The organism is Aeromonas sp. (assembly GCF_050633025.1).
In the GTDB taxonomy this organism is placed as follows: Bacteria; Pseudomonadota; Gammaproteobacteria; order Enterobacterales; family Aeromonadaceae; genus Aeromonas.
In genome coordinates this window covers 1-23,327 of record NZ_JBODRQ010000018.1, presented here as the reverse complement: position 1 = coordinate 23,327, position 23,327 = coordinate 1, and the positions used below count along the sequence as shown (strand labels likewise).

Here is a 23,327-nt window from a genome sequence, read left to right as displayed (position 1 = left end):
TTGCACCGGCGGGCCCTTCGTTCTTTATTGCGCATTAGATGCAACGCATCAGTGACCCAGCTCGCGGGACGGTACCAGACCGCTCGCCCGCCAGGCGGGATAGAGGGTCGCCACCAGACTCATCAGGATGGCTGCGCCCGTCACGATAAGCAGATCCTGCATATGCAACTCGGTCGGCAAGAAATCGATAAAGTAGATATCCGGATTGAGGAAGCGGTGGCCAATAAGCTTCTCGATGACACCCAGGATCTGGGTCAGCTTGCTGGAGAGCAGCCCGCCCAGCAGGGCGCCGAGCAGCGCTCCGGCCACGCCGTTGACCATCCCCTGAATGACGAAGGTAAGCCGGATCTGGCCGGGGCTCGCCCCCATGGTCTTCAGGATGGCAATCTCGCTGCGCTTCTCATTCACCGCCATCACCAGAGTGGAGACGATATTGAAGCAGGCGACGGCCACCACCATCAGCATCACCACATACATGACGGTACGCACCATCTGGATGTCCTGATAGAGGTAACCCTGACTGTTCATCCAGCTGCGGATATAGACGTGATGGGGGAACTGCTGCGCGGCGGCGATCGTAATATTTTGTGCATTAAGCACATCGCTCACCCGCAGGCTGAAGCCCTCCACATCGCTGCCCATACCGGTTATCCCTTGCGCATCGGCCAGATGCATAAAGCCGAGCAGCCCGTCGAGCTGACCGCCGATCTCCAGCAGCCCCACCACGGTCAGGGCTTCGCGGCGAGGATTCTTGATCCCCGCCTGATCGCCTCCTTGCGGCAGCAGCAGGGCAACAGCGTCCCCTACCTTGACTCCCAGCTTGTCGGCGATGGTCTTGCCGAGGATCACCCCGTGCTCGCCCGGTTGCAGCTCACGCAGACCACGGCCCGTCATGTATTTGCCTGCATCCGACAGATTGGCTTCCAGCTCCGGCAGCACGGCGCGCAGTTGCACCCCCTTGAGGGCAGAGCCATGCTCCAGCAGGCCATTGAGGCGAATGACCGGCGCGGCCGCCTCGACACCCGGCTGGGCCAGCAGGTAGTCGCGCAGACGGGGCCAGTCCGGCAGCGGCCGCTTGACGGCGTCCAGCTCACCTTGCGGCACGACCGAGAGCACCCTGTCTTTGAGCTCCCGCTCGAAACCGTTCATGGCAGAGAGGCCCAGGATCAGCGCCATCACCCCGAGGGCGATACCGATCAGGGAAGAGGCGGAGATAAAAGCGATAAACCCGTTGCGACGGCGGGAGCGGCTGTAACGCAGGCCCAGAAAGAGGGGCAGCGGTTTGAACATCAGGCAACCTCCGCCATCACGCCGCTCACCAGGGTCACCCGGCGATGGAGCTTGGCCGCCAGGCTCAAGTCGTGGGTCACTACCACAAACGCAGTGCCCAGCTCACGGTTCAGTTCACACAGTAGTTCGTAGACAGCAGTAGCACTGGCATGATCCAGATTACCGGTGGGCTCATCCGCCAACACCAGACTCGGCTCGTTGACCAGCGCCCGGGCGATCGCCACCCGTTGGCGCTCGCCCCCGGAGAGCTCGGAGGGGCGGTGGTTCAAGCGATGGGAAAGCCCTACCCGTCCCAACATTCTGGTCGCCTTTTCGGTGGCAACCGCCACCGACTCACCGGCGATCAGCAGCGGCATGGCCGCATTTTCCAGCGCACTGAACTCGGAGAGCAGGTGGTGGAACTGGTAGACAAAGCCCAGCTCGCGGTTACGAAACTTCGCCTGGGTGCGGCTATCCCAATGGTGGATATCCTCCCCCTTGAACAACACGGCGCCGCTGGAGGGGTTGTCCAGCGCCCCCATCAGATGCAGCAGAGTGGTCTTGCCGGAGCCCGAGCTCCCCACCACTGCCAGCATTTCACCAGGCGCGACGCAGAGATCGATCCCCTTGAGCACCTGAGTCTCCAGCTCCCCCTCTTTATAGACATGATTAAGCGCCTGGCAGCGCAGCAGAGGTTCACGGGATACGGCTTCATTCATAACAGGGGCTCCACTTGCCTCGGTAACAACGCTGGCACCCGCAACAACGGGGGAACCAGTCACAACAGAAGATGTATTATTCACGGCATTACTCATAACGCAGCGCCTCGGCCGGTTTAACCCGCGCAGCGCGGGCCGCCGGATAGAGGGTGGCACTGAAGCTCAGCAGCACGGCGCCCAGCAAAATGGTGATGACCTGAGCCGGCTCGACGATCACCGGCAGACCACTGCCGCCCGCCGCCATATAGAGGTTGAGCCCCACCGCATTGAGTAGGGGGTTGAGACCCAAGGAGAGCGCAAGGCCCGCCAGTCCGCCAAACAGGGCGCCAATCACCCCACTGGAGGCGCCAAGCACCATGAAGATTTTGACGATCCCCGATTCACTCATGCCCATGGTGCGCAGGATGGCCACTTCGCCCTCCTTGTCCGTCACCACCATCACCAGCGCGGAGAGGATGTTGAAGGTAGCGACGGCGATGATCAGCACCAGCATCAGCCCCATCATCCGTTTTTCCATGGCGACCGCCTGGAACAGCTCGCCCCGTTCGCGGCGCCAATCCTGCCAGACCAATCCGTCGGGCAGCGGCGTCTTGATCACCTCGTCGGCCGCAAAGGGATCATCGAGCCAGAGGCGAATGCCACCGACGGTTTCTGTCGGCAGGCGCAGCAACCGCTGGGCATCCCCCAGGGCGATCAACGCAATCTGGTTATCCACATCGGCGCCGACCCCGAAGATGCCGGAGACAGTAAAGAGGCGCTGGGCCGGTACCCGGCCAAACGGGGTGAAGCGGGTCCCTTCGGTCAGGATCAGCCGAACCTGATCACCGATGGAGACATTGAGGCGGCGTGCCACCCCCTGCCCCAGCACGATGCGGTAGTGACCAGCCTGCAAGGTATCGAGGCGCCCCCCCAGCATCTGGCTGTGGAGGATGTCATCCTTCGGCCAGTGCGCAGGGTCGATCCCCTGCACGCTCACCCCGGTCAGCTGGCCGGGGCTTTGCAGCATCCCTTCGCTGTCGAGCATGGGGGCCGAGGCGACCACATTGGGTAATTTGGCCAGATCCGGCAAGCCTTGCGGGTCTGCATCAATACGGCCAGCCTGGTTGGTCACCACCACATGGGGGATCACCCCGAGGATGCGCCCTTTGAGCTGCCCTTCGAAACCGTTCATCACCGAAATGACCACCATCAGGGCGGCAACCCCGATGGCGATGCCAAAGGTAGAGAACAGGGAGATAAATGAGACGAAGCGATTGCTGCGCTTCGAGCCTGCATAACGCAGGCCGATGGCCAGCGAAAGGGGCTGAAAAAGTCCGGTCTTCAAGGATATGTACGTTGCCAACAAAATAAGATACCGGATAATAAAGGGAAACCGTCCATGACAACAAGGGATAGCCTCCATGCAGGAACAGTTCTTCAGCGTCACTCATGCCACGCCGGTCAATGTGATCCCCATGCCGGCCGACTTCCACCTCCCCTCGCTGGAGGAGCTTGACGCTGAGCTGCCGGAGCCCTTTCGGATCTCTTCGGCCATTACCTCCATCGATCTGGTGACCACTCGCCTGCTGCGCAACCAGAATGAGTCGATGCACGATCTGATCGAGATCGTCAATCAGCAGTCCCGCAAGATCGACATGATCATGGGCTATGTGCTCTCCGTGCAGGACCATCCGGAGCAGCGCTTCCACACCCTGCGTTTCGGGGCCGGCCAGCTCACCTATCTGCACCCCTATCATGATCACGGGGATGCGCCGCACCTGCACCAGATAGTGCGCCTCAAGATCTTCCTGCGGGAAGAGGCGGCCGCCATCTACTGCTATGGCCAGGTCAAGCAGCTCGACGGCAGTGAACATGGCACCCATGTGCTGCTCGACTATGTGCGGATCCGCGAAGATGACCGTGAACTGCTGGTTCGTGCCAGCCTCCACGTGCAATCGAAGCAGCTCAAGCTGCGCGCCCAAGAACGTCAGCGCTAACCAGAGCGAACGTCAGCGATAGAATAACGTCAACGTTAAAAGAATCGAACCATGCCAATGACACTCCCCGCCTTGCCCGCCAAAGCGGGCCAAAAGATCACGCTCGGCCAGCTGGTCGGCAGCAGCCTCTCGCTGATTGCAGCCCGTCTCACCAGTGAAGCCAAGGGGCCGGTACTGCTTATCACCGCCGATACCCCGAGCGCCCTGCGCCTGGAGCAGGAGCTGCAGTATTTGCTGACAGACAAGCTGCTGGCAGACAAGCAGCTAGCCGATCAGTCCGCCCCCGTATTGCTGTTCCCCGATTGGGAGACCCTGCCCTACGACACCTTCTCTCCCCATCAGGACATCATCTCCCAGCGGCTCGAGACCCTCTACAAGCTGCCGCAGATGAGCAAGGGGGTACTGATTGTCCCCATCTCCACCCTGATGTTGCGCTGCGCCCCCCGGGTCTATCTCGACAAATACAGTCTGATGGTGAAGGCCGGCCAGCGCCTCAACCTGCAACAGCTGCGTGGACGCTTGGCCGAGGCGGGTTACGTGGCGGTGGATCAGGTGCTGGAACATGGCGAATTTGCCGCCCGCGGCTCCCTGCTCGATCTCTTCCCCATGGGCAGTAGCAGCCCCTATCGCATCGACTTCTTCGACGATGAAGTGGACTCCATCCGCCCGTTCGATCCCGAGACCCAGCGCTCCAGCGAACCGGTCAAGACGGTCAGCCTGCTGCCTGCCCGGGAATACCCCACCGATGAAGCGGCCATCGAGCTGTTTCGCGGCCAGTTCCGCGAGCAGTTCGAGCTGTCGCGGGCCGAGGGCTCCGTCTATCAGGAGGTGAGCAAGGGGCGCTGGCCCGCCGGCATCGAGTACTATCTGCCGCTCTTCTTCAACCAGACCGCCAGCCTGTTTGACTACCTGCCGGAAGAGACCCTGCTGCTCACCGTGGGGGATATCTACCCCGCCGCCCAGCGCTTCTGGAACGACATCGGCCAGCGCTATGAAGACAGACGCTGGGACAACACTCGCCCCCTGCTACCCCCGGCCCAGATCTACCTGCCGGTGGAGCAGCTCTTTGCCTCCCTCGGCCAATATGGCGCGGTGCGGCTGCAAGAGGCCGCTACCGCCGGTGATGCTGGTCAGCACGATCTGCCCATCTCCGCGCTGCCCGCTCTGCAACTCGATCACAGCAAGGAGCAACCCCTGCTGGCGCTTAACCAGTTCCTGCACGGTTTTGCCGGGCGCACCCTGTTTGCAGTGGAATCCGAAGGGCGACGGGAGGTGCTCGGCGATCTGCTGGCGCGTATCTCGCTGCAACCCAAAGAGTTCCCCTCCCTCGACGCCTTTATGGCGAGCCAGGATCGTCACGGCCTGCTGGTTGCACCGCTTGAGCGTGGCTTCCTGTGGCAGGAGGCCGGTCAGGATCCATTGGCGCTGATCACCGAGACCGAACTGCTGGGCGGCAAAGTGCGCAGCAAACGGGCGCGGGAGAAGAGCAAAAACTTAAGCTCCGATGCGGTGATCAGAAACCTGGGCGAGCTGACCCAGGGTCAGCCGGTGGTGCACCTCGATCACGGGGTCGGCCGCTATCTGGGACTCGAAACCATCGACGCAGGTGGCCTGCCCACCGAGTTTTTGACCCTCGAATATGCCGGCGGCGACAAGCTGTTCGTGCCGGTCACCAGTTTGCACCTTATCAGCCGCTACACCGGCTCTGATAACCCGCCCAGCCACAAGCTGGGTGGCGAGGCCTGGGTCAAGGCGCGGCGCAAGGCGGCGGAGAAGGTGCGCGACGTGGCAGCCGAGTTACTGGATGTCTACGCTCATCGCGCCGCTCGCGCCGGGTTTGCCTTCAAGCACGACAAAGAGGCCTATCGCCAGTTTGCCGCCAGCTTCCCGTTCGAGGAGACCGACGATCAGCTCAACGCCATCAACGCGGTGCTGGGTGACATGTGTCAGGCCAAGAGTATGGATCGGCTGGTATGCGGCGATGTGGGTTTCGGCAAGACCGAAGTGGCGATGCGGGCGGCGTTTGTGGCGGTGCACGGCGGCAAGCAGGTTGCCGTGCTGGTGCCCACCACCCTGCTCGCCCAGCAGCACTACGACAACTTCCGCGATCGTTTCGCCAACTGGCCGGTGCGGGTCGAGGTACTGAGCCGCTTCCGCTCCGCCAAGGAGCAGAGCGCTGTGATGATAGAATTGGCTGAAGGCAAGGTGGACATCATCATCGGCACCCACAAGCTGCTCGGCTCCGAACTCACCTTCAAGGACTTGGGGCTGCTCATCGTCGATGAAGAGCACAGATTCGGGGTGCGCCAAAAGGAGAAGATCAAGGCACTGCGGGCCGATGTGGATATCCTCACCCTCACAGCCACCCCTATTCCGCGCACCCTCAATATGGCGATGTCCGGCATGCGGGATCTCTCCATCATCGCGACTCCACCCGCCAAGCGGCTCGCCATCAAGACCTTCGTGCGCCAGCACGAACCGGCGGTGGTGCGCGAGGCGGTACTGCGGGAACTCAAGCGTGGTGGCCAGGTTTACTACCTGCACAACGACGTGGAGAGCATCGAGAAGTGCGCCGCCGATCTTGCCGAATTAGTGCCAGAGGCGCGAATCGGCATCGCCCACGGCCAGATGCGCGAAAGTGACCTTGAGCGGATCATGTCCGACTTCTACCACCAGCGCTTTAACCTGCTGGTCTGCACCACCATTATCGAGACCGGCATCGATGTTCCGAGCGCCAACACCATCATCATGGATCGGGCGGATCATCTCGGTCTGGCCCAGCTGCACCAGCTGCGGGGCCGGGTTGGCCGCTCCCACCATCAGGCCTATGCCTACCTGCTCACCCCCCATCCCAAGCTGATGACCAAGGATGCGGCCAAGCGGCTGGAGGCGATCGCCTCGCTCGAAGATCTCGGCGCCGGGTTTGCGCTGGCGACCCACGATCTGGAGATCCGTGGCGCGGGCGAACTGCTCGGCGACGATCAGAGCGGCCAGATCGAATCGGTCGGCTTCACCCTCTACATGGAGATGCTGGAGCAGGCGGTCGAGGCGCTGAAAAATGGCAAGGAGCCATCGCTGGAGCAGCTGATGAGCCAGCACACCGAGGTGGAACTGCGCCTGCCTGCGCTGTTGCCGGATGACTATATTCCGGACGTCAATATGCGCCTCTCCATGTACAAGCGGATCGCCAGCGCGGCAGACGAGCAGGAGCTGCGGGAGCTCAAAGTGGAGCTGATCGACCGCTTCGGCCTCTTGCCGGAGGCGACCAAAACCCTGCTGGAGCTGGCGGCCTTCCGTCAGCGTGCCACCGCCCTTGGCATTCGCCGGGTGGAGATGAGCGAGCGCGGCGGCTATCTCGACTTCACCCAGGAGACCAAGGTCAACCCGGCCTATCTGGTCAAACTGCTCTCCAGCCAGCCAAGGGTCTACAAGATGGACGGGCCGACCCGGCTGCGCTTCCAGGTGCCGACCCAGGACAGGGCCATGCGCCTGAAACTGGTGGATGGCTTGCTGGCTGATCTGGCCAACAACAGCCTGTGAATCTCTGCAACGCTGGCGGCGAGCCAGAGAGATAACGCCAACTACAACGGGAGCCATATCGGCTCCCGTTTTGTTTATGTTGGCTGGCTACTAGCGTCTCCCTTCTCTCCTTGTGGGAGAAGGGGCGGGGCTGAGGGGGGCAGTGAAAACCATTCCCCCCCCCTGCCCTCTCCCAGGGGGAGAGGGCATCGCGCCGGTAAATGTTGGGCTTCGCTGCGCTCAGCACCAACCTACACCTCTGACGATCAGCCCTGGTTGGCCGGATCCTCATGGGCGGAGAATTCACGCATAAAGGCCTCGGCGCGCTCCACCATCTTGGTCGAGCCAACAAAGTAAGGGGTACGCTGGTGCAGCGCGATGGGCTGGATATCCATGATGCGACCAAAGCCGTCGGAGGCCTTGCCACCGGCCTGCTCCACCAGAAACGCCATCGGGTTGCACTCATAGAGCAGGCGCAGCTTGCCGTTCGGCGAGTTGGTGCCGGACGGATAGATGTAGATGCCGCCCTTGAGCAGGTTGCGATGGAAATCGGAGACCAGTGATCCGATATAACGGGAGGTGTAGGGTCTGTGGGTCGCCTCGTCCCGCTCCTGGCAATATTTCAGGTACTTCTTCACCCCGTCCGGGAACTTGATGTAGTTGCCCTCGTTGATGGAGTAGATCTTGCCCTCTTCCGGAATGCGGATGTTCTCGTGGGAGAGGCAGAAACAGCCGATGGAGGGGTCATAGGTAAAGCCGTTGACGCCAAAGCCGGTGGTGTAGACCAGCATGGTGGAGGAGCCGTAAACCACATAACCGGCGGCGACCTGACGGTTGCCCGGCTGCAGGAAGTCCTCCAGCGTCACTGGCGAACCTTGCGGGCTCAAACGGCGGTAGATGGAGAAGATGGTCCCGACCGAGACGTTGACATCGATATTGGAGGAGCCATCGAGCGGGTCGATCAGCACCACATACTTGGAGTTTTTGGAGAGCGGCGAGTCAAAGGCGACGAAGTCCTCTTCCTCTTCCGAGGCCATGCCGCACACCTCGCCGCGCGCTTCCAGCGCCGCTTTGAAGCGTTCGTTGGCGTAGACATCCAGCTTCTGCTGCACCTCGCCCTGTACGTTTTCTGCGCCCATGGAACCGATGATATCCGCCAGTCCCGCCTTGTTGATCTCCCGGTTCACCACCTTGGCAGCCAGGCGGATCGAGCTGAGCAACGAGGTCAGCTCGCCGGTCGCGGTAGGATAATCCGCCTGCTTTTTGACGATGAACTCACCCATGGTGATCATGTTTCGCATTTTTGTTCCTTTAGATTGCATCCGTTGACGTTGAAAACGTTTACAGGCATCAGCAAAAAAAATGCCGATCACCGGCGGCCTTGATTTGTAACCTAATGTAACGTCTATTTTTTGTTTTTGCAGCGAATTAAGCTGCCTAATCAACAGGCAATTTCATTTGAGTTTTTGGTAAAAACGCTTTTTATACGGCTTCATTCGATAACTTTTTGTCCCTTAATTCGTGGCAATAACCTGCGGCAAGCCATGAGCTGACTGGCCTATGGCTATTAAAAGTGGAGCCCGATGGACCTCTAATCGCTTCCGTCATTGCCTCTTGAGATCTAATGGCCAATCCAGCACACTGATTTCGCTTTGGAAGCAAATAAAACTCAAGGATTATCAATGAACAAGACTCTCATTGCCGGCATGGTGTCCGGACTGTTTGCCCTTCCCGCCTGGGCTGCCCAAGTGCCTGCCGGTACCAAGCTGCTGCCGGATGCCCAACAAATCTACGTGACCAATATCGGCAACGAACCCACCACCATCGACCCTCAACTGGTGGAAGAGACCGCCGGTAGCGCCATCGTCAACGATCTGTTTGAAGGGCTCTATGAGCTGGATAGTAGCGGCAAGATCAAGCCAGCAGGCGCCATCAGCTACGACGTCGACAAGACAGGTACCGTCTACACCTTCAAACTGAGGCCCGAGGCCAAGTGGTCGAACGGTGAACCGGTCACCGCCGCCGATTATGTCTACGGCTGGCAACGGGCGGCCGATCCCAAGACCGCCTCTAACTACGCCTGGTTTATCGAGTTGACTGGTGTGGTCAATGCTGGCGAGGTGATCCAAGGCAAGAAGAGCCCGTCAGAGCTCGGGATCAAGGCTATCGATGACCACACACTGCAGGTCACCCTGAGAAATCCGGTCCCCTTCTTCCTGAAGACGCTGGCCCACTACACCACGTTCCCGGCCCCCAAGGCTACCATCGAAAAGTTTGGCAAGGATTGGGTCAAACCGGGCAATATCGTCTCCAACGGTGCCTTTGTACTCAAAGAGTGGACCCCCAACGAGCGGCTGAGTGCCGAGCGCAATACCCATTACTGGGACAACAGCAATACGGTGATCAACAAGGTGGTCTATCTGGAGATCGTCTCGGAAACCGCCGCCTACAACCGCTATCGCACCGGCGAGCTGCACTACACCACTTATCCGCTGGAGCAGTACAAACAGCTCAAGAGCAAGAGCCCGGAAGAGCTGGTCAGTATCCCCACGCTGGCCAGCTATTACTATGTCTTCAATACCCAGCGCAAACCGTTCGATGACCCGAAAGTACGCAAGGCGCTCTCGCTCGCCATCGACCGAGAGACCATCACCGACAAGATCCTGGGACAGGGACAAATTGCCGCATATAGCTTCACGCCCCCCATTGTGGACGGTTTTGAATTGAAAAAACCGGCCAGCCAGCTGCAGAGCAAAGAGGAGCGGATCAAGCAAGCCAAAGCCCTGTTGGCCGAAGCCGGTTATGGCCCGGACAAGCCACTCACCGTAGACATTCTCTACAACACCAACGAGAGCCACAAAAAGATTGCGCTGGCCGTCTCCTCCATGTGGAAACACAACCTGGGGGTCACTGCCACCCTCAACAACATGGAGTGGAAGACCATGGTATCGGCACTTAACGAAGGAGATTTCGGCGTGAGCCGCTATGGCTGGAACGGGGATTATAACGATGCCTCCACCTTCCTCGACATCATGACCTCCAGCAGCAGTGCCAATAGCGGCAAGTGGTTCAACAAGGAGTACGACGCCCTGCTGGCCAAGGCTCACGACTCGCAGGATCCCGCTGAACGCAATGCCCTGTATCAACAAGCAGAAGCGCTGATTGATGCGGAGGCCCCCATCGCCCCCATCTATTTCCTGGTCAAATCCAGGTTGCTCAAACCGTTCGTCAAGGGGTATCCACACAACAACCCGCAGGATGTGGTTTACAGCAAGGAGCTCTATCTGGTTGCCCAGTAACCGGCCAGGCAAGATATGACCATAAAAAAGCGCCTGCATTGCTGCAGGCGCTTTTTCATTGGCAGCCAAGCATGCCATTGGACTCATCTACGCTTTCACACAAGATTACTCTTCGGGACAGGGTGCCAGCACCACCCGGCTGCGCCCCATCACCACCGGACGCACCAGCAGCTGTGCCAGCAAGACACCCAGCAGGGTCAGACCGCCCCCGATCAGGTGATAGCTGGTCAACCGCTCACCCAGCAGGGTGATGGCAAGGCCAGCCGTCATCACCGGCAGCAGGTTCATAAAGATGGCGGTACGGTTGGCACCGAGCAGGGCGATGCCCTGCATCCAGAGCCAGGGCGAGAGCGCCGAAGTGGGGATACCGGCATAGAGGATCAGCCACAGGGCCCGGCCATCCGGCCACTGGCCATCCACCAGCAAAAAGAAGGGGGTCAGGATCACCACACTGCAGATCACCTGACCGTAGAGCAGCGACCAGTTGTCGAGCCCCAGATCCCACTTCTTTAGCAGCACGCTGTAAAGGGCGTAAGTGCCCGCCGAAATCAGCATATAGACAGAGCCGATATGAATGCCTTGGGTAAACAGCCGGGTCGGATCCCCCTGCCCCAGCAAGATAGACAAACCAAGGAGGGAAAGCAGCGCCCCCAGCACGGCGCCCCAGGTGGGCCGCTCGCGCAGCAGCCAGATGCTGAACAGCACGGTCAGCAGCGGCGTCAGCCCCATCATCAACCCCATCTCGGTGGCTCCCAGGGTTTGCGCCGCGTAGTAACCAAAAGTCTGGTTGAGCACCATGCCCAGCAAGGCCAGCATGGCGATCTGCCAAAGGCCAGCGCGCAGACGGGCACGCGCACGCCATACCCGACGGGCCAAAAACGGACTTAATACCAGCGCAGCCACCACCCAGCGCGACCAGGCCAAGGCTGCAGGGGACAAAACACCAACCGCCAGTTTGCTGACGATGCCATTGCCAGCCCAGATGGCAATGCAGGAGAAGGGAAACAGAAAGGCAAGGGGCATGAGAGGATCCAGACCGAAGAGACAACAGCAGGCCAGTATAGGGGGCGATGGGAGATAAACAAAGGTGTGGGCCTGAACAGCCACATGGTGAACGCCAGTAGCCAGAAACAAATATGCCCGCAAAAGTGCGGGCATATCAATGCAGAAACAGGTTCAGAAGCGCATCACGCGGCATCCATGTGCAGTCTGGAGATCAGCTCGTTGACCTCGGTGACTGTCTGGCGGTGGGGAATATCCGCCGGATTCGGCATCAGCAACAAACCGGATTGGAAATCAAACCGCCCCCGACCATGGATGTAAATCCGACCTTTAAAGAAGGTTTTGACATGCTTTGCCACCATCAGTGGCAGGTACTTCTTAAACACTCTCATCGTTTGCAACCTCTTGCAGTTGTATCCGTATGACAGCAGCTTCTGCGAATTAATTCCGTAAAATATTTATAAAAAACCGGAAAACTCGCCCATCTCTTCCCAAAAAATTCAATCTATAACTTTTTATTAACTTTTAGCCTATTGTATGCGGCCCTTCGAGCCAGAGCAAGGCTCCTTTGCCGTTGTGCCACTCGATACAGGCGATCCCTGAGGTGGCAAACATGGGTGCTCCTGCGGCCGGACAGAGGCTTTGCACCAGATACCCCACCAGCGGCAGATGGCTGACCAGCAGGATCTGATCATGTTGCTCAGCCAAAGTAGTGAGGTAGCTGGCCACGAAAGCGGGATCACCGTAAGGGGTAATGTCGCCACTCTCTTCAACGGCAGCTGCGTCAGGTAATTCAATGCATATGGCTTGCCAGGTCTGGCGTGCCCGCAAATAGTTGCTGTGGATCACCCGATCCAGCGGGCCAATCAGCTGAGGCGCCAGCCAGCGGGCCATCTGGATAGACTCTTCAATACCCTGCTCGGTCAATGGACGCTGCTCATCTGTTTTCGCATTCATACCAGCCTGGCCATGACGCATGATATAGATCTTCATTACAACCTCGCCCAACGGGCCTGTTTTGATAGCCGGGGGATCTTACCCCGCCACGGGGGTGGAAACAATTGCGCTACCTCTCAGAAAAGGGTTTGCCTGAGGGGATAGCGGGGCCGATAATCATGTTTAAATTCAAATAAATCCCACGTGAGTCACACACCAATGAGCCCATATGCCAGTCCCAATGACCATCGGCAATACCATTTTCTGGAGCTGGCCAACCGGCTCAGGGTCTTGTTGATTTGTGATCCCGACACCGACAAATCCGCGGCATCACTGGCAGTCAATACCGGCCATTTTGACGATCCGGCCGACCGCCAGGGCATGGCCCATTTTCTGGAACACATGCTGTTTCTCGGCACCTGCACCTATCCCAAACCCGGTGAGTACCAGCAATTTATGAGCCGTCATGGCGGCAGCAACAACGCCTGGACCGGCACCGAGTTCACCAACTTCTTCTTCGAGATCGATAACGGCTTCTTCGAAGCTGGGCTGGATCGCTTCTCCCAGTTTTTTATCTGCCCCACCTTTGATCCCGAGTGGGTGAACAAGGAGCGCAACGCGGTCGACTCCGAGTATCGTCTCAAGCTGCAGGACGACATGCGCCGCAGCTATCAGGTACATAAAGAGACGGTCAACCCGGCGCACCCCTTCTCCAAATTCTCGGTGGGCAACCTCGATACCCTGGCCGATCTGCCGGGACGGGATCTGCGCTCCGACCTTATCCGTTTTTACGAAAGCCACTACAGCGCGGATCGCATGGCGCTGGTGATGATCTCGCCACAATCCATCGATACCCAGTTGCAGTGGTGCTGTCGCTATTTCGCTCCCATTTTGAATCGCAATTTGGGAACCCCGACCCTCACCATGCCGCTCTACCGGCTCGATGATCTCGGCGTGCTCATCCACATCAATCCGGTCAAGGAGACCCGAAAGCTGTCGCTCTGCTTCCCCCTGCCCAATGTGGACGAGTTTTACGACAAAAAGCCCCTCACCTTCCTGAGCCATCTGATTGGCTACGAAGGGGATGGCAGCCTGCTCTCCCTGCTCAAGGCGAGGGGCTGGGTCAATCAGCTCTCGGCGGGCGGTGGCATCAGCGGCGCCAATTTCAAGGATTTTGGCGTCAACTTCGGCCTCACCCCTCTGGGCCTTGAGCATGTGGACGACATCCTCGCCGCCCTGTTTGGCTATCTGAAACTGATTGGCCGCGAAGGGCTGCAGAGCTGGCGCTATGACGAAAAACGGACCGTACTCGAATCGGCGTTCCGTTTTCAGGAGCGCGGCCGCCCCCTCGATACGGTGTCGGGGCTGGTGCTCAACCTCTTTAGCTACAAACCAGAGGATCTGCTCTACGGCGACTACATGATGCGCGAATATGACGAGGGGCTGATCCGCCGCTTCCTCGCCAAGCTCACCCCGCACAATCTGCGTATCACCATCACTGCGCCGGAAGTGGCGACCGATCGGCTGGCCCGCTGGTATCAGACCCCCTACAGCGTGGCGACCATTACCGAGGCCGAGAAAATTCGCTGGCAGCAGAGCGAGCCGGATCCGGCGCTGGCGCTGCCCAAGCCCAACCCCTTTATCAGCAGTAGGCTCGATCCGCGCACGCCCGAGCTTGCCGCCGACATGCCCGCCTGCCTTATCGATCGTCCCGGTTTTCGCCTCTGGCACCTCCATGAGCACCTGTTCAGCGTGCCCAAGGGTAATCTCTACATCTCCATCGACAGCGAACATGCGGTCAAAAATCCGCGCAATATCGCCATGGCGCGCCTCGCCGTGGAGCTGTTGGCAGACCACCTCAACGCCCTCACCTATCCGGCGGAGCTGGCGGGGCTGGGCTACCAGATCTATGCCCATCAGGGGGGCTTTACCATCAACCTGAGCGGTTTTGCCGACAAGCAGCAGCTCTTGCTCGACATGATCCTCGGTAACCGCACCCTGGGGTATCCGGACCCGGGCCGCTTTAGCGAGATCAAGGAGCAGCTCATTCGCAACTGGGACAACCAGTCCAAGGCGCGCCCCATCTCCCAGCTCTTTAACCAGCTCACCAGCCTGTTGCAACCGAACAACCCGCCGTTCGAGCAGTTGCTGCGCCACCTGCGCACGGTCGAGCTCTCAGAGATGCCCGCCTTCGTGGCCCAGCTGTTTGGCGAGGTGCATGTCGAGGCGCTGGTACACGGCGACTGGACTGCTGCCGAAGCGCTGGAGCTGGCGGCCCTGATGGAGCGTCACCTGAGCGACATCAATGGCACCAGCAGCAAGCCGAGCGGCGAGACCCGCCGCCCGCTCATCTCCATTCAGGACAGGGGCACCCTTATTCGCGAGCAGGGTTGCGATCACGAAGACTCGGCGCTGCTGGTCTACTACCAGTCCCGTACCACCCGGGCGCGGGATCTCGCCTGCTTTACCCTGGCGAACCACATCATGTCCTCCACCTTCTTCCATGAGCTGCGCACCCGCCAGCAACTGGGTTATGTGGTGGGTGCCGGCAACCTGCCCCTCAATCGCCATCCGGGCCTGATCTTCTATATCCAGTCGCCGGTGGCGGGGCCGCAGATCCTGCTCGATGCGGTAGAGGAGTTTATCGACCTCTTCCCGCTGGCCATGCTCGAATTTACCGAGCAGCAGTGGCAGGAGAGCAAGGCGGGGCTGCAAGCCCAGCTGAGCGAGCGGGATGCCAACCTGCGCAGTCGCGGCCAGCGGCTGTGGGTCAGCATCGGAAACAAGGATCTGGGGTTCGATCAGCGGGAACGGGTCTGCGACGAGGTGGGCAAGTTGAGCCGCGCCGACCTGGTGCGCTTTATCACCCAGCTGAGATCGCGCACCTCCGATCGGCTGATCCTCTGCAGCTATGGTCAGGGGCACGAACATGACGAGCGGATCACCGGCCAGTTTATCGATGATCCACGGGCATTTCGGCTCAATGCCGCCACCTTCGAGGCCTGATCAGGCCTCGACTTCCCCCGTTTTTCCATTCCCACAGCAAATCGCAGGCAATAAAAAGCCGACCCATCAGGGTCGGCTGGAAAAACCATAACAATTGCGACCAAAGCCGCCAAAAGTGAACATGAGCGTGAAAATCAGACACTGAGTTGCTGATCAGCAAGCGGGAAAGACCCGATACTCGCTTTGCAATGCCAACAGTGATTGAGAAACAGCCTCATATTAGGCACTCCCCCCGCCAGTCACGTTGATCTACGTCAAAGGAGGTAGCGAAGAGCGCACAGCCCGACGATTTGTCGGCGCAGATCACCCTTTGGCCACCCGTTAGCTGCCCGTTAACCCCGGCGAACCAGCCGGTACGCAACCTCATCGAAGTAGGAGAGCTGACCCGACAGCACCCGCGGGTGATCCACCTCGGCAGCGCGCCCCAGCACCTCGATACGAAAATCGCGCTCGAACAGGGCTCGCACCTCCATCTCTCCCACCGAGAAGGGGGGCTGACTCTGCTGCTCAGGCTGATATTCGAGGGTCACCAGCAGGATCTGGCCACCGATCTCGACCAGCGAACTGATCAGGGCCGCATACTGGCGACGCATCGCGGTCGGCAGGGCGATCAGTGCCGCACGGTCATAGACCAGCCGGTAACGGCGACCCAGACTGGGGGCGGCGAAAAAATCCCCCTGAAAAATGCGCAGGCTGTCCACTTGATGGCACTGATAAGGGCCCACTTCGCTGACGGTCGCGGCGAGCTGGTTTTCACTGAAGAACTGACTGACTGCAAGGCTCGATAGCTCGAAACCGTCGACCGGATGACCCTGAGCGCTCAGCCAGAGCATGTCACGGGACTTGCCGCACAGGGGAACCAGCACCGGCTCGTCCGCTTGCTGGGCTGACCACCAGGATTGCAGCCAGTGGTTGAAGTCCGCCTGATGAAAGCCAATCCGGTTCTCTTCCCAACGCTGATGCCAAAACGCAGCTTCCATCGTTATTACTCTTCTGTACTAAAGATGCCTCAATATCACAACTTAACCGGCACCGCGCAACCCTCTGCCCTCCCCTTTTTGCCGCGCAGCCTCTGCGTGTTATCTGGCGAAAGACTGGGCTTCTCTTTGCAATGTGCCTCGCTGTCGTAATCGGCGCGATTGGGTGCGTTTATGACGGGCAGAGGCACGCCAATCCATGCAAATAGGTCATGCATTGATAGCCATTAATGAAAGAAGGGAATGACGTTGGCAGGCCAAACAGCGCTTGCCAACGCCAGAAAGATCACGACAGCGTGGCGCGAGCGGCCGCCAGCTGACGGTCGATATAAGCAAAATCGGGACGTCCGGCGGGGAGTTCCGAGAGACAGGCCGCTTTGAGCTGATGCAGCCCATCGAGCGGTGAGTCTTGCGTGTCACAATGGGCCAGCAGCTCCTCCAGCAGGCAGCCAAAGGCGCGCACTTCCAGTCGCTCAAGGCCCACGGCCCGCTCGCGGTCGCAGCGGTCATATAAGGAAGCAGCGCCAAAATCCCCCAGCAGGGCGCGAGCCGGTGCGTCAGATCCACGGGCAAACAGGATATTGTGGCCGTAGAGATCCCCGTGCATGATGCCCGCGCGGTGCAGATGGCCCGCCACCGAGGCGATGCCGTGGGCCATCGCCAGCGCATCCGGCACACTCAGATGCAGCCCCTCGGGATAGACATCCCGGGTGCAGGAGTCCAGGCTCGGCGGCCCGGCCAGATTGGCAAAGGCCGGGTCGATCAGCTCCATCACCAACGCCGGAATGCCGGAGGGGTGATCCGCCACCTTGCCTATCACCTTGATAAGGTTGGGATGAGTGCCCGCCGCCAGCGATGCCGCCATCTCGCAGCGGGGCAGCCCGTCGCTGGTCACCGCCCCCTTGAACAGCTTGACCGCCACCTGACTGCCATCGCCTCTATCGCTCACCTGAGTCACTTTATCAGCAGGATTAGCCACCAGGGTGGCGCGATGGATAACGCCGGATGCTCCCTGCCCCAGCAGCTCGCCCAGTGCCAGCGTCTCCCAATCAAGGGTCGCGACATGGGCATTATCGATGGCCCGCGCCTCCTCCCCTTCGCTAAAGGGGTTGCCGGAGTAGGCAAGCCATGAAAGGCGAGGCAGCGAGAGCAGCCACTCGGGGAAGCGTTCGATGCGGTTGGCGGCGATGCGAAGCAGCTCCAGCTTGCGGCAGTTGGCAAGACTTGCCGGCAACTCGCGCAGGCGGTTGCCCGCCAGCATCAACTTTTGCAGGGCGTCGCACTGGCCCAGCTCATCAGGCAGCCGTTCAATTGCGTTATCAGTCAGGATCAGCCAGCGCAAACCGGCGGGCAGCGCCTTGGCCGAGACGGTAGCAATCCGGTTGGCCTTAAAACCCACCATAGTAAGCGCCGGACAGCGTCCCAACACCTCGGGCAGCTCGGTAAAGCGGTTCTCGGAGCAGAAGATGATGCGCAGTTTGCCAAACCCGGCCAGCTCGTCAGGGAGCGCACTTAGCTGGTTGCCGGTGAGATCCAGCACCTCCAGTGTCTCTTTCAGGCTCAAAATCTCGGTGGGGAACTCCGTCAGGTTTTCACAAAGCTTCAGATGGCGGGCACCGCACAGTTCACCTGCGCGCAGCTGTTCCAGAGTATGCATAACCGTTTCTCAATCCTGATGATCTGCCTGATGACATAACCAGCCATCAGCGCGCGCCGAATCCGGGGCTGGCTGTTTTAAAGGGGGGGCATTATAAAGAATTCGGGGCGCAGATCGCCCCTTTTGTTGACCTTGGTTACGAGGCCGGACACTCAGCAAGCCATCCCGGCTGAGTGACGAAATACATGAGGTACCATAAGCGGCATGCCCATGATGAAGGCTTGCAGGGATGGCGGAAAGCCGGTCACAGCTAACTGCATGTAGGAGCGCAACATGACTCAGGGCAGTTTCACCGCTCGCACTTCAATCTCTGGCAGAGCGAAGGCATCTTGCGCGGCGATGAGTTGCAGCTCATAAGCCTGCTGGCGCCAGGTCTCTTGCAGCACGGCGTCTACCGCTGCATTGGTACGCTCAAACGCGCTCACCGCATCGTGGCCTGTCAGCAGGTTGGCCAGCATCAGGGCGCTGATAAGATCGCCCACCCCGACCGGCTGGCGGGCAAAGTCATAAAGCGGACGGGCAATCAGGTAATCCCCTTGCGGGGTGGCCAGCAGCATCTCGAAGCGGCTGGAGTCCTGCGCCGCACGACCGAGATGCTTGACCAGCACCAGCTTGACGCCACGGGCCAGCAGCTGATGGGCAGCCGCGCGGGTCTGATCCAGATCAGCCAGATGGGTATCACAGAGGGTCTCCAGCTCCAGCAGGTTGGGGGCCATCATGTCGGCCACCGGCAGCGCCTGCTCGGTCAGGAAACGGGTGACGCCGGGGGCGACGATGCACCCCTTCTCCGGATGACCCATCACTGGGTCGCAGAAGTAGATGGCATCGGGGTTGGCCGCCTTGACGGCGTTGACCACGGTCAGGATCTCGTCCCCCTGCTCGGCGGAGCCAAGGTAGCCGCTCAGCACGGCGTCACACTGGCTCAACACCTCGATATTGCCCAATCCTTTCACCAGCGCACTGATATGACCCGCCGGCATCGCCATTCCCTGCCACCCTTGGGCATATTGGGTGTGGTTGGAAAACTGGACCGTGTTGATGGGCCATACATCCATGCCGAGGCGGCGCATGGGGAAGACGGCCGCACTGTTGCCGGCACAACCAAAGACCACGTGGGACTGAATAGAGAGAACGGATTTCATCGGGAATACCACAGCAAAGGATCAGCAAGGTGGGCAATATATCGGATGAAGATAACGATGCGCCACCTTGGCGCGGGATGAACAGGCAATTTCCTGACTAAAGACAGGTTTTTTACGCCATTTGGCCCACGTCGACAAGGTGAGCGGCGCCATGATGCGCCGCGTCCGTCCGTCACATCTCGTTGCGTTCAACAGCATGACGGGCAAAGTGATAGACCCATCCCTCATCACACGGCATGTCACTGGGTGGCGAAATCAGCTCAGGCAATACTGTCACCTTGCCACCAGCGGCATATTGCAGCGCCATCAGGGCGCAGAGCGCCGCATCATAGCGATCGGTGCCGACCAGCACATCCGCAGGCAGCTGCGCCGCCAGCTCGGGCCTTGCCGGGGAGGCCTTGCCGCCCACTTTGGCCAATGCCGGATAGACCTCCAGCACGGCGCGACTGGCCTTCGGGGCAACGGTCGGCACCAGTTGCAGATCCGAGAGTCGCGGCAGCATGGAGAGCGCCAGGGTGGCGTTGTTGCCAAGCCGGTCGAAGGTAGCCGAGAGCGGCTTCTTGCCGTACTGCTCATACAGCCAGCGCTCGCAGTCGCGATAGGCGTAGTGGTTGTCTATCTCCCGCTCGGGCACGGCGCAGCTGTGTGGCTGGCCGTTGAGCAGATCCCGCAAGGCGCGGGGAAAGGCGAGTGGCGCATCGATACCGAGCGCCAGTTGCGGGCAGGCTTCTACCTGCATCAGGGTCAGCTCGTTTTGCAGGGCCGGACGCAGCAGAGCGGCCAGATCCGGCGCCACCCGCGAGCTCAAGCGAAACAGCGGCGACACCCCGAGCCAGTGCAGGCGGTTGGATTCGGCCTGCCAGCCCACCACGGCCACCGCCTGGGCACTGCCCTGCCAGCCACGCACATCCCAGCCGATCCCTATTGCACTCATCTGCCCTGCCGTCATCAATTACCTCTGTTCGCCTGTCACAAGTTGCAAGAGGCACAGGGTAATCAGCAGAGGCCTTTAACGCAAAGCGAACCGCCCACTCAGAACGATTTCTGGAAATTCACCAGCGGCAGAATGGGGAACACGCCGTTGGCGGCATAGTTGGCCAGCCCGATCTGCAAGCCATCGAGGTGCTTGGTCGCATTGATAAAGCCAATCTGGAAGGTGGTACGCTCGGCATAGTTGACGAAGCCGACGTTGGCCAGCGCATTGCCCTTGGCGATATTGACCGCCCCCCAGTTAAGCCCCTGTACATTGTTGGTCAGGTTGACCAGCCCCAGATTGACGCCGGTATCCTGCCCTTCGTGCCAGTTGATGGCGTTGATAGCGACCCCGCCAAACTGGTGGCGCACCCGACCGGCACCGAGGAAAATCCCGAGCTGCAGGCCGCTGAACTGATCCACATCGGAGAGGGCGAAGATCGGCAGATCAATACCCTTCACCTGACCGGTCCGACCGTAGAGCAGCGAGGCGCGCGCCCCTTCCACCTGATGAGACGCGGGCAGGTTGACACCGGGCAGCGAAACCTGCACCGGGGTACTGGCCTGCGCGACACCGCACAGAGTCAGGGCGCTGCATGCCAGCAGCAGGCGGGAGAGTGTCATGGGAAGTTCCTTGGGCCATTGAGAGTGACCCGATCCTAACAGTCAGGGGAGAGTGTGGGCACACCAGCAGGGACGAGGTGCGTCACGATACGTCACGGTTGGCCCTCTCACCTCTCCATCAGGTCTTGCGAAAGCGCCACCTCAAGGACAATCGGCCACTTTTTCGCAGCGAGTGGCCCCTCTTCCTTTCTTTGCCTGAGCGAACTGCCTAAAATAGTCGCCCTGCTGTATCCGGCATTCATCCATCTAGAGGATTTCCCATGGAGACGTTTCTGCTCGAAGGTCACCCCTTCGTTGCCTTGTGTGACCTTATCAAACATCAGGGGTGGGCCGATTGTGGCGGCGCCGCCAAAGCCCTCGTTGCCGAAGGGCTGGTCGAGGTGGACGGTCAGGTCGAGACCCGCAAGCGCTGCAAGATCGTGGCCGAACAGGTGGTCAACTTCAACGGCATGAAGGTTGTGGTCAAAGAGGGCATCAGCCCGGAGATTGGCTAATCCCGTTTAGGGGAGCTACTCTCCGGCAACCCGCTAGCTGGCCTTGATCGACAGGGTCAGCACAAAACGCGCCATCGCCTCATCTCCGTTCAATGACGGACAGGTGGCCACCACCCGGATGGGGCGATTGATGCGCTGACCGCTTGCCAACGATTCGTCGATCATGGCGTCAATCTCCTCCCCCGCTGCGCAGTCGAACCGCACATCCCCTTCCGGTCGTTTCAAAAACTCCCCCTGCACATCCTTGAAGGCGAAGTGCACCTTCTTGCGCCGCTGCCGCCCCTTCTCCATCACCAGTAGACCACCTACCAGATCGGCGCCAGTCGCCAGCGCGCCAAAATACATGCTGCCCAGGTGGTTGCGGGTACGCCAGCCAAGAGGAATGCGAATGCGCAGCGCCTTGGCGTTCATCTCTTCGATGATCGGGGCACAAAACCCGATGACGGGAATGTAGCGCCAGGCAAACAGCCGGAGCGCCAGATTGGCTTTGAAGCGTTGCAAATCCATATGCGAACTGATCCGATGAGTTAATGTAAACAACATGTTGCCTGCATCTGCGCCATTCGACAAGCACAGGGATCACGGTTACGACCTTTTACCCAACACAAAAAAAAGAGGGAACCGCACCGGTTCCCTCTTTTCGTTCATGTCGCTGTTACAGCAAATGTGCCGGTCAGGCGCGCTTCTCTTCCAGCCAGGCCCCCTGACTCTGCATCTCGAACAGCTGGGCATAGTGACCGCCGAGGGCCATCAGCTCGCTGTGGCTGCCCCGCTCGCTCACCTGACCGCGGGAGAGCAACAGGATCTCGTCCGCATCGACGATGGTCGAGAGGCGGTGGGCGATGGCGATGGTGGTGCGGCCACGACGGGCAGCAGAGATCGCCTGCGACAGCGCCAGCTCGGTCTGGGAGTCCACGCTCGCCGTCGCTTCATCCAGAATGAGGATACGCGGATCCCCTACCAGCGCGCGGGCAAAGGAGAGCAGTTGCCGCTGACCGGCGGAGAGGTTCTTGCCCCCCTCCTCCATCAGGGTGTTGATCCCCTGTGGCAGGCTGCGCACAAACTCGGCCAGCTGCACCTCGCTCAGCGCCTGCCAGAGCCGCGCTTCGTCTATTCCGGCGCGGCCGAGACGCAGGTTCTCCGCCAGGGTGCCGACGAAGATAAAGGGATCCTGCTGTACCAACCCGATGCTGCGGCGCACCGCCGCCAGCGACAGGATATCCAGTGCGTGATCATCGAAGCGGATCTGCCCCTGATCCAGCGGATAGAAGCCCATCAGCAAGCTGATAATGGTGGACTTGCCGCTGCCAGTATGGCCCACCAGCGCCAGCATCTGGCCCGGTTTTGCGGCAAAGCTGACCTCCCGCAACACCTGCTGCTCGCCATCGTAGGAGAAGCTCACCCGCTCGAAACTGACCCGCCCTTCCAGCGGGCGCAGCTCGCCGTCGGTGCTCTCGCGGGTTTCATCGAGCAGGGCAAAGACCCGCTCCCCCGCCACCATCGCCTGCTGCAGCTGGTTGAGCTGGTTGGTCATCTCGATGAGCGGCTCGATCATCCGCCCCAGATAGCTGATAAAGGCGTAGAGCACCCCCACCTGAATGGCACCAGTGCTGCTCAGTCCCTCGTGGGCGAACAGCGCCAACAGACCGATCAGCACCATCATGTAGAAGAGATCGATGAGCGGACGCAGCAAAATGCCGTTGATCTTGAGGCTCTTGATCCGTGCCGACCAGTG

The 23,327-nt window shown here is 60.0% G+C and carries 19 protein-coding genes; 5 read left to right on the top strand and 14 right to left on the bottom strand.

Translation table 11 applies throughout. The features are described 5' to 3' along the window. Positions 1 to 48: 48 nt before the first annotated feature. The 3 genes from lolE to ACRAUW_RS04390 form a co-directional block, all read right to left on the bottom strand. The gene (gene lolE / locus ACRAUW_RS04400) at positions 49 to 1,290 is read right to left on the bottom strand and encodes a lipoprotein-releasing ABC transporter permease subunit LolE (RefSeq protein ID WP_431361314.1); all 1,242 of its coding nucleotides are present in this window, start codon (positions 1,288 to 1,290) and stop codon (positions 49 to 51) included. Continuing rightward, a complete protein-coding gene (lolD, locus tag ACRAUW_RS04395; RefSeq protein ID WP_043825533.1) occupies positions 1,290 to 1,988 on the bottom strand; it encodes a lipoprotein-releasing ABC transporter ATP-binding protein LolD in 699 nt (232 codons plus the stop codon). Before lolD ends, lolE begins: the two co-directional genes overlap by 1 nt. A gap of 88 nt (positions 1,989 to 2,076) precedes the next feature. Next, the gene (locus ACRAUW_RS04390) at positions 2,077 to 3,312 is read right to left on the bottom strand and encodes a lipoprotein-releasing ABC transporter permease subunit (RefSeq protein ID WP_431361313.1); all 1,236 of its coding nucleotides are present in this window, start codon (positions 3,310 to 3,312) and stop codon (positions 2,077 to 2,079) included. A gap of 76 nt (positions 3,313 to 3,388) precedes the next feature. Here ACRAUW_RS04390 and ACRAUW_RS04385 point away from each other — a divergent pair, with 76 nt between their 5' ends. Further along, positions 3,389 to 3,964, top strand: a complete 576-nt coding sequence (locus ACRAUW_RS04385; protein ID WP_431361312.1) for a PilZ domain-containing protein — start codon at positions 3,389 to 3,391, stop codon at positions 3,962 to 3,964. A gap of 57 nt (positions 3,965 to 4,021) precedes the next feature. Further along, entirely contained in the window at positions 4,022 to 7,504 is a 3,483-nt protein-coding gene (mfd, locus tag ACRAUW_RS04380; protein ID WP_431361324.1) for a transcription-repair coupling factor, read from the top strand. A 245-nt stretch (positions 7,505 to 7,749) separates the two neighbouring features. Here the strand turns inward: mfd and fbp are convergent, their stop codons facing one another. Further along, positions 7,750 to 8,784 (bottom strand): class 1 fructose-bisphosphatase, encoded by a 1,035-nt coding sequence (fbp, locus tag ACRAUW_RS04375; protein WP_431361311.1) that lies wholly within the window; start codon positions 8,782 to 8,784, stop codon positions 7,750 to 7,752. A 381-nt stretch (positions 8,785 to 9,165) separates the two neighbouring features. Here fbp and ACRAUW_RS04370 point away from each other — a divergent pair, with 381 nt between their 5' ends. Continuing rightward, positions 9,166 to 10,782, top strand: coding sequence for a peptide ABC transporter substrate-binding protein (locus tag ACRAUW_RS04370; RefSeq protein WP_431361310.1), 1,617 nt, complete (start codon positions 9,166 to 9,168; stop codon positions 10,780 to 10,782). 105 nt (positions 10,783 to 10,887) lie between these two features. Here the strand turns inward: ACRAUW_RS04370 and ACRAUW_RS04365 are convergent, their stop codons facing one another. The 3 genes from ACRAUW_RS04365 to sixA form a co-directional block, all read right to left on the bottom strand. Further along, complete coding sequence (locus ACRAUW_RS04365; RefSeq protein ID WP_431361309.1) at positions 10,888 to 11,805, bottom strand: DMT family transporter; 918 nt, start codon at positions 11,803 to 11,805, stop codon at positions 10,888 to 10,890. Between the two features lie 164 nt (positions 11,806 to 11,969). Next, positions 11,970 to 12,176, bottom strand: a complete 207-nt coding sequence (locus ACRAUW_RS04360) for a DUF1107 domain-containing protein (protein ID WP_005336998.1) — start codon at positions 12,174 to 12,176, stop codon at positions 11,970 to 11,972. 133 nt (positions 12,177 to 12,309) lie between these two features. Then, a complete protein-coding gene (gene sixA, locus ACRAUW_RS04355; RefSeq protein ID WP_431361308.1) occupies positions 12,310 to 12,777 on the bottom strand; it encodes a phosphohistidine phosphatase SixA in 468 nt (155 codons plus the stop codon). 162 nt (positions 12,778 to 12,939) lie between these two features. Here sixA and ACRAUW_RS04350 point away from each other — a divergent pair, with 162 nt between their 5' ends. Then, a complete protein-coding gene (locus ACRAUW_RS04350) occupies positions 12,940 to 15,726 on the top strand; it encodes an insulinase family protein (RefSeq protein WP_431361307.1) in 2,787 nt (928 codons plus the stop codon). 332 nt (positions 15,727 to 16,058) lie between these two features. Here ACRAUW_RS04350 and ACRAUW_RS04345 read toward each other — a convergent pair whose 3' ends face one another. From ACRAUW_RS04345 to ACRAUW_RS04325, 5 genes are all read right to left on the bottom strand, one after another. Next, entirely contained in the window at positions 16,059 to 16,706 is a 648-nt protein-coding gene (locus tag ACRAUW_RS04345) for a thiopurine S-methyltransferase (protein ID WP_236349302.1), read from the bottom strand. 283 nt (positions 16,707 to 16,989) lie between these two features. Then, on the bottom strand, positions 16,990 to 18,360 hold the full coding sequence (locus ACRAUW_RS04340) for a leucine-rich repeat-containing protein kinase family protein (RefSeq protein ID WP_431361306.1): 1,371 nt from the start codon (positions 18,358 to 18,360) through the stop codon (positions 16,990 to 16,992). Between the two features lie 278 nt (positions 18,361 to 18,638). Beyond that, entirely contained in the window at positions 18,639 to 19,502 is an 864-nt protein-coding gene (gene pdxY, locus ACRAUW_RS04335) for a pyridoxal kinase PdxY (protein WP_431361305.1), read from the bottom strand. Between the two features lie 172 nt (positions 19,503 to 19,674). Beyond that, positions 19,675 to 20,451, bottom strand: coding sequence for a DUF429 domain-containing protein (locus ACRAUW_RS04330; RefSeq protein ID WP_431361304.1), 777 nt, complete (start codon positions 20,449 to 20,451; stop codon positions 19,675 to 19,677). An 83-nt stretch (positions 20,452 to 20,534) separates the two neighbouring features. Continuing rightward, positions 20,535 to 21,098, bottom strand: coding sequence for a VC2662 family protein (locus tag ACRAUW_RS04325; protein WP_005333596.1), 564 nt, complete (start codon positions 21,096 to 21,098; stop codon positions 20,535 to 20,537). 260 nt (positions 21,099 to 21,358) lie between these two features. On the opposite strand from ACRAUW_RS04325, the gene ybcJ reads away from it, so the two are divergent. Then, positions 21,359 to 21,592 carry a ribosome-associated protein YbcJ gene (gene ybcJ, locus ACRAUW_RS04320; protein WP_033137049.1) on the top strand — a complete coding sequence of 78 codons (234 nt, stop codon included), beginning with the start codon at positions 21,359 to 21,361 and terminating at the stop codon, positions 21,590 to 21,592. Between the two features lie 33 nt (positions 21,593 to 21,625). On the opposite strand, the gene ACRAUW_RS04315 is transcribed toward ybcJ, so the two are convergent. Next, a complete protein-coding gene (locus ACRAUW_RS04315) occupies positions 21,626 to 22,099 on the bottom strand; it encodes a DUF4442 domain-containing protein (RefSeq protein ID WP_431361303.1) in 474 nt (157 codons plus the stop codon). Between the two features lie 166 nt (positions 22,100 to 22,265). After that, positions 22,266 to 23,327, bottom strand: a 1,062-nt coding sequence (locus ACRAUW_RS04310) for an ATP-binding cassette domain-containing protein (protein WP_431361302.1), incomplete at its 5' end; no start/stop codon positions are given.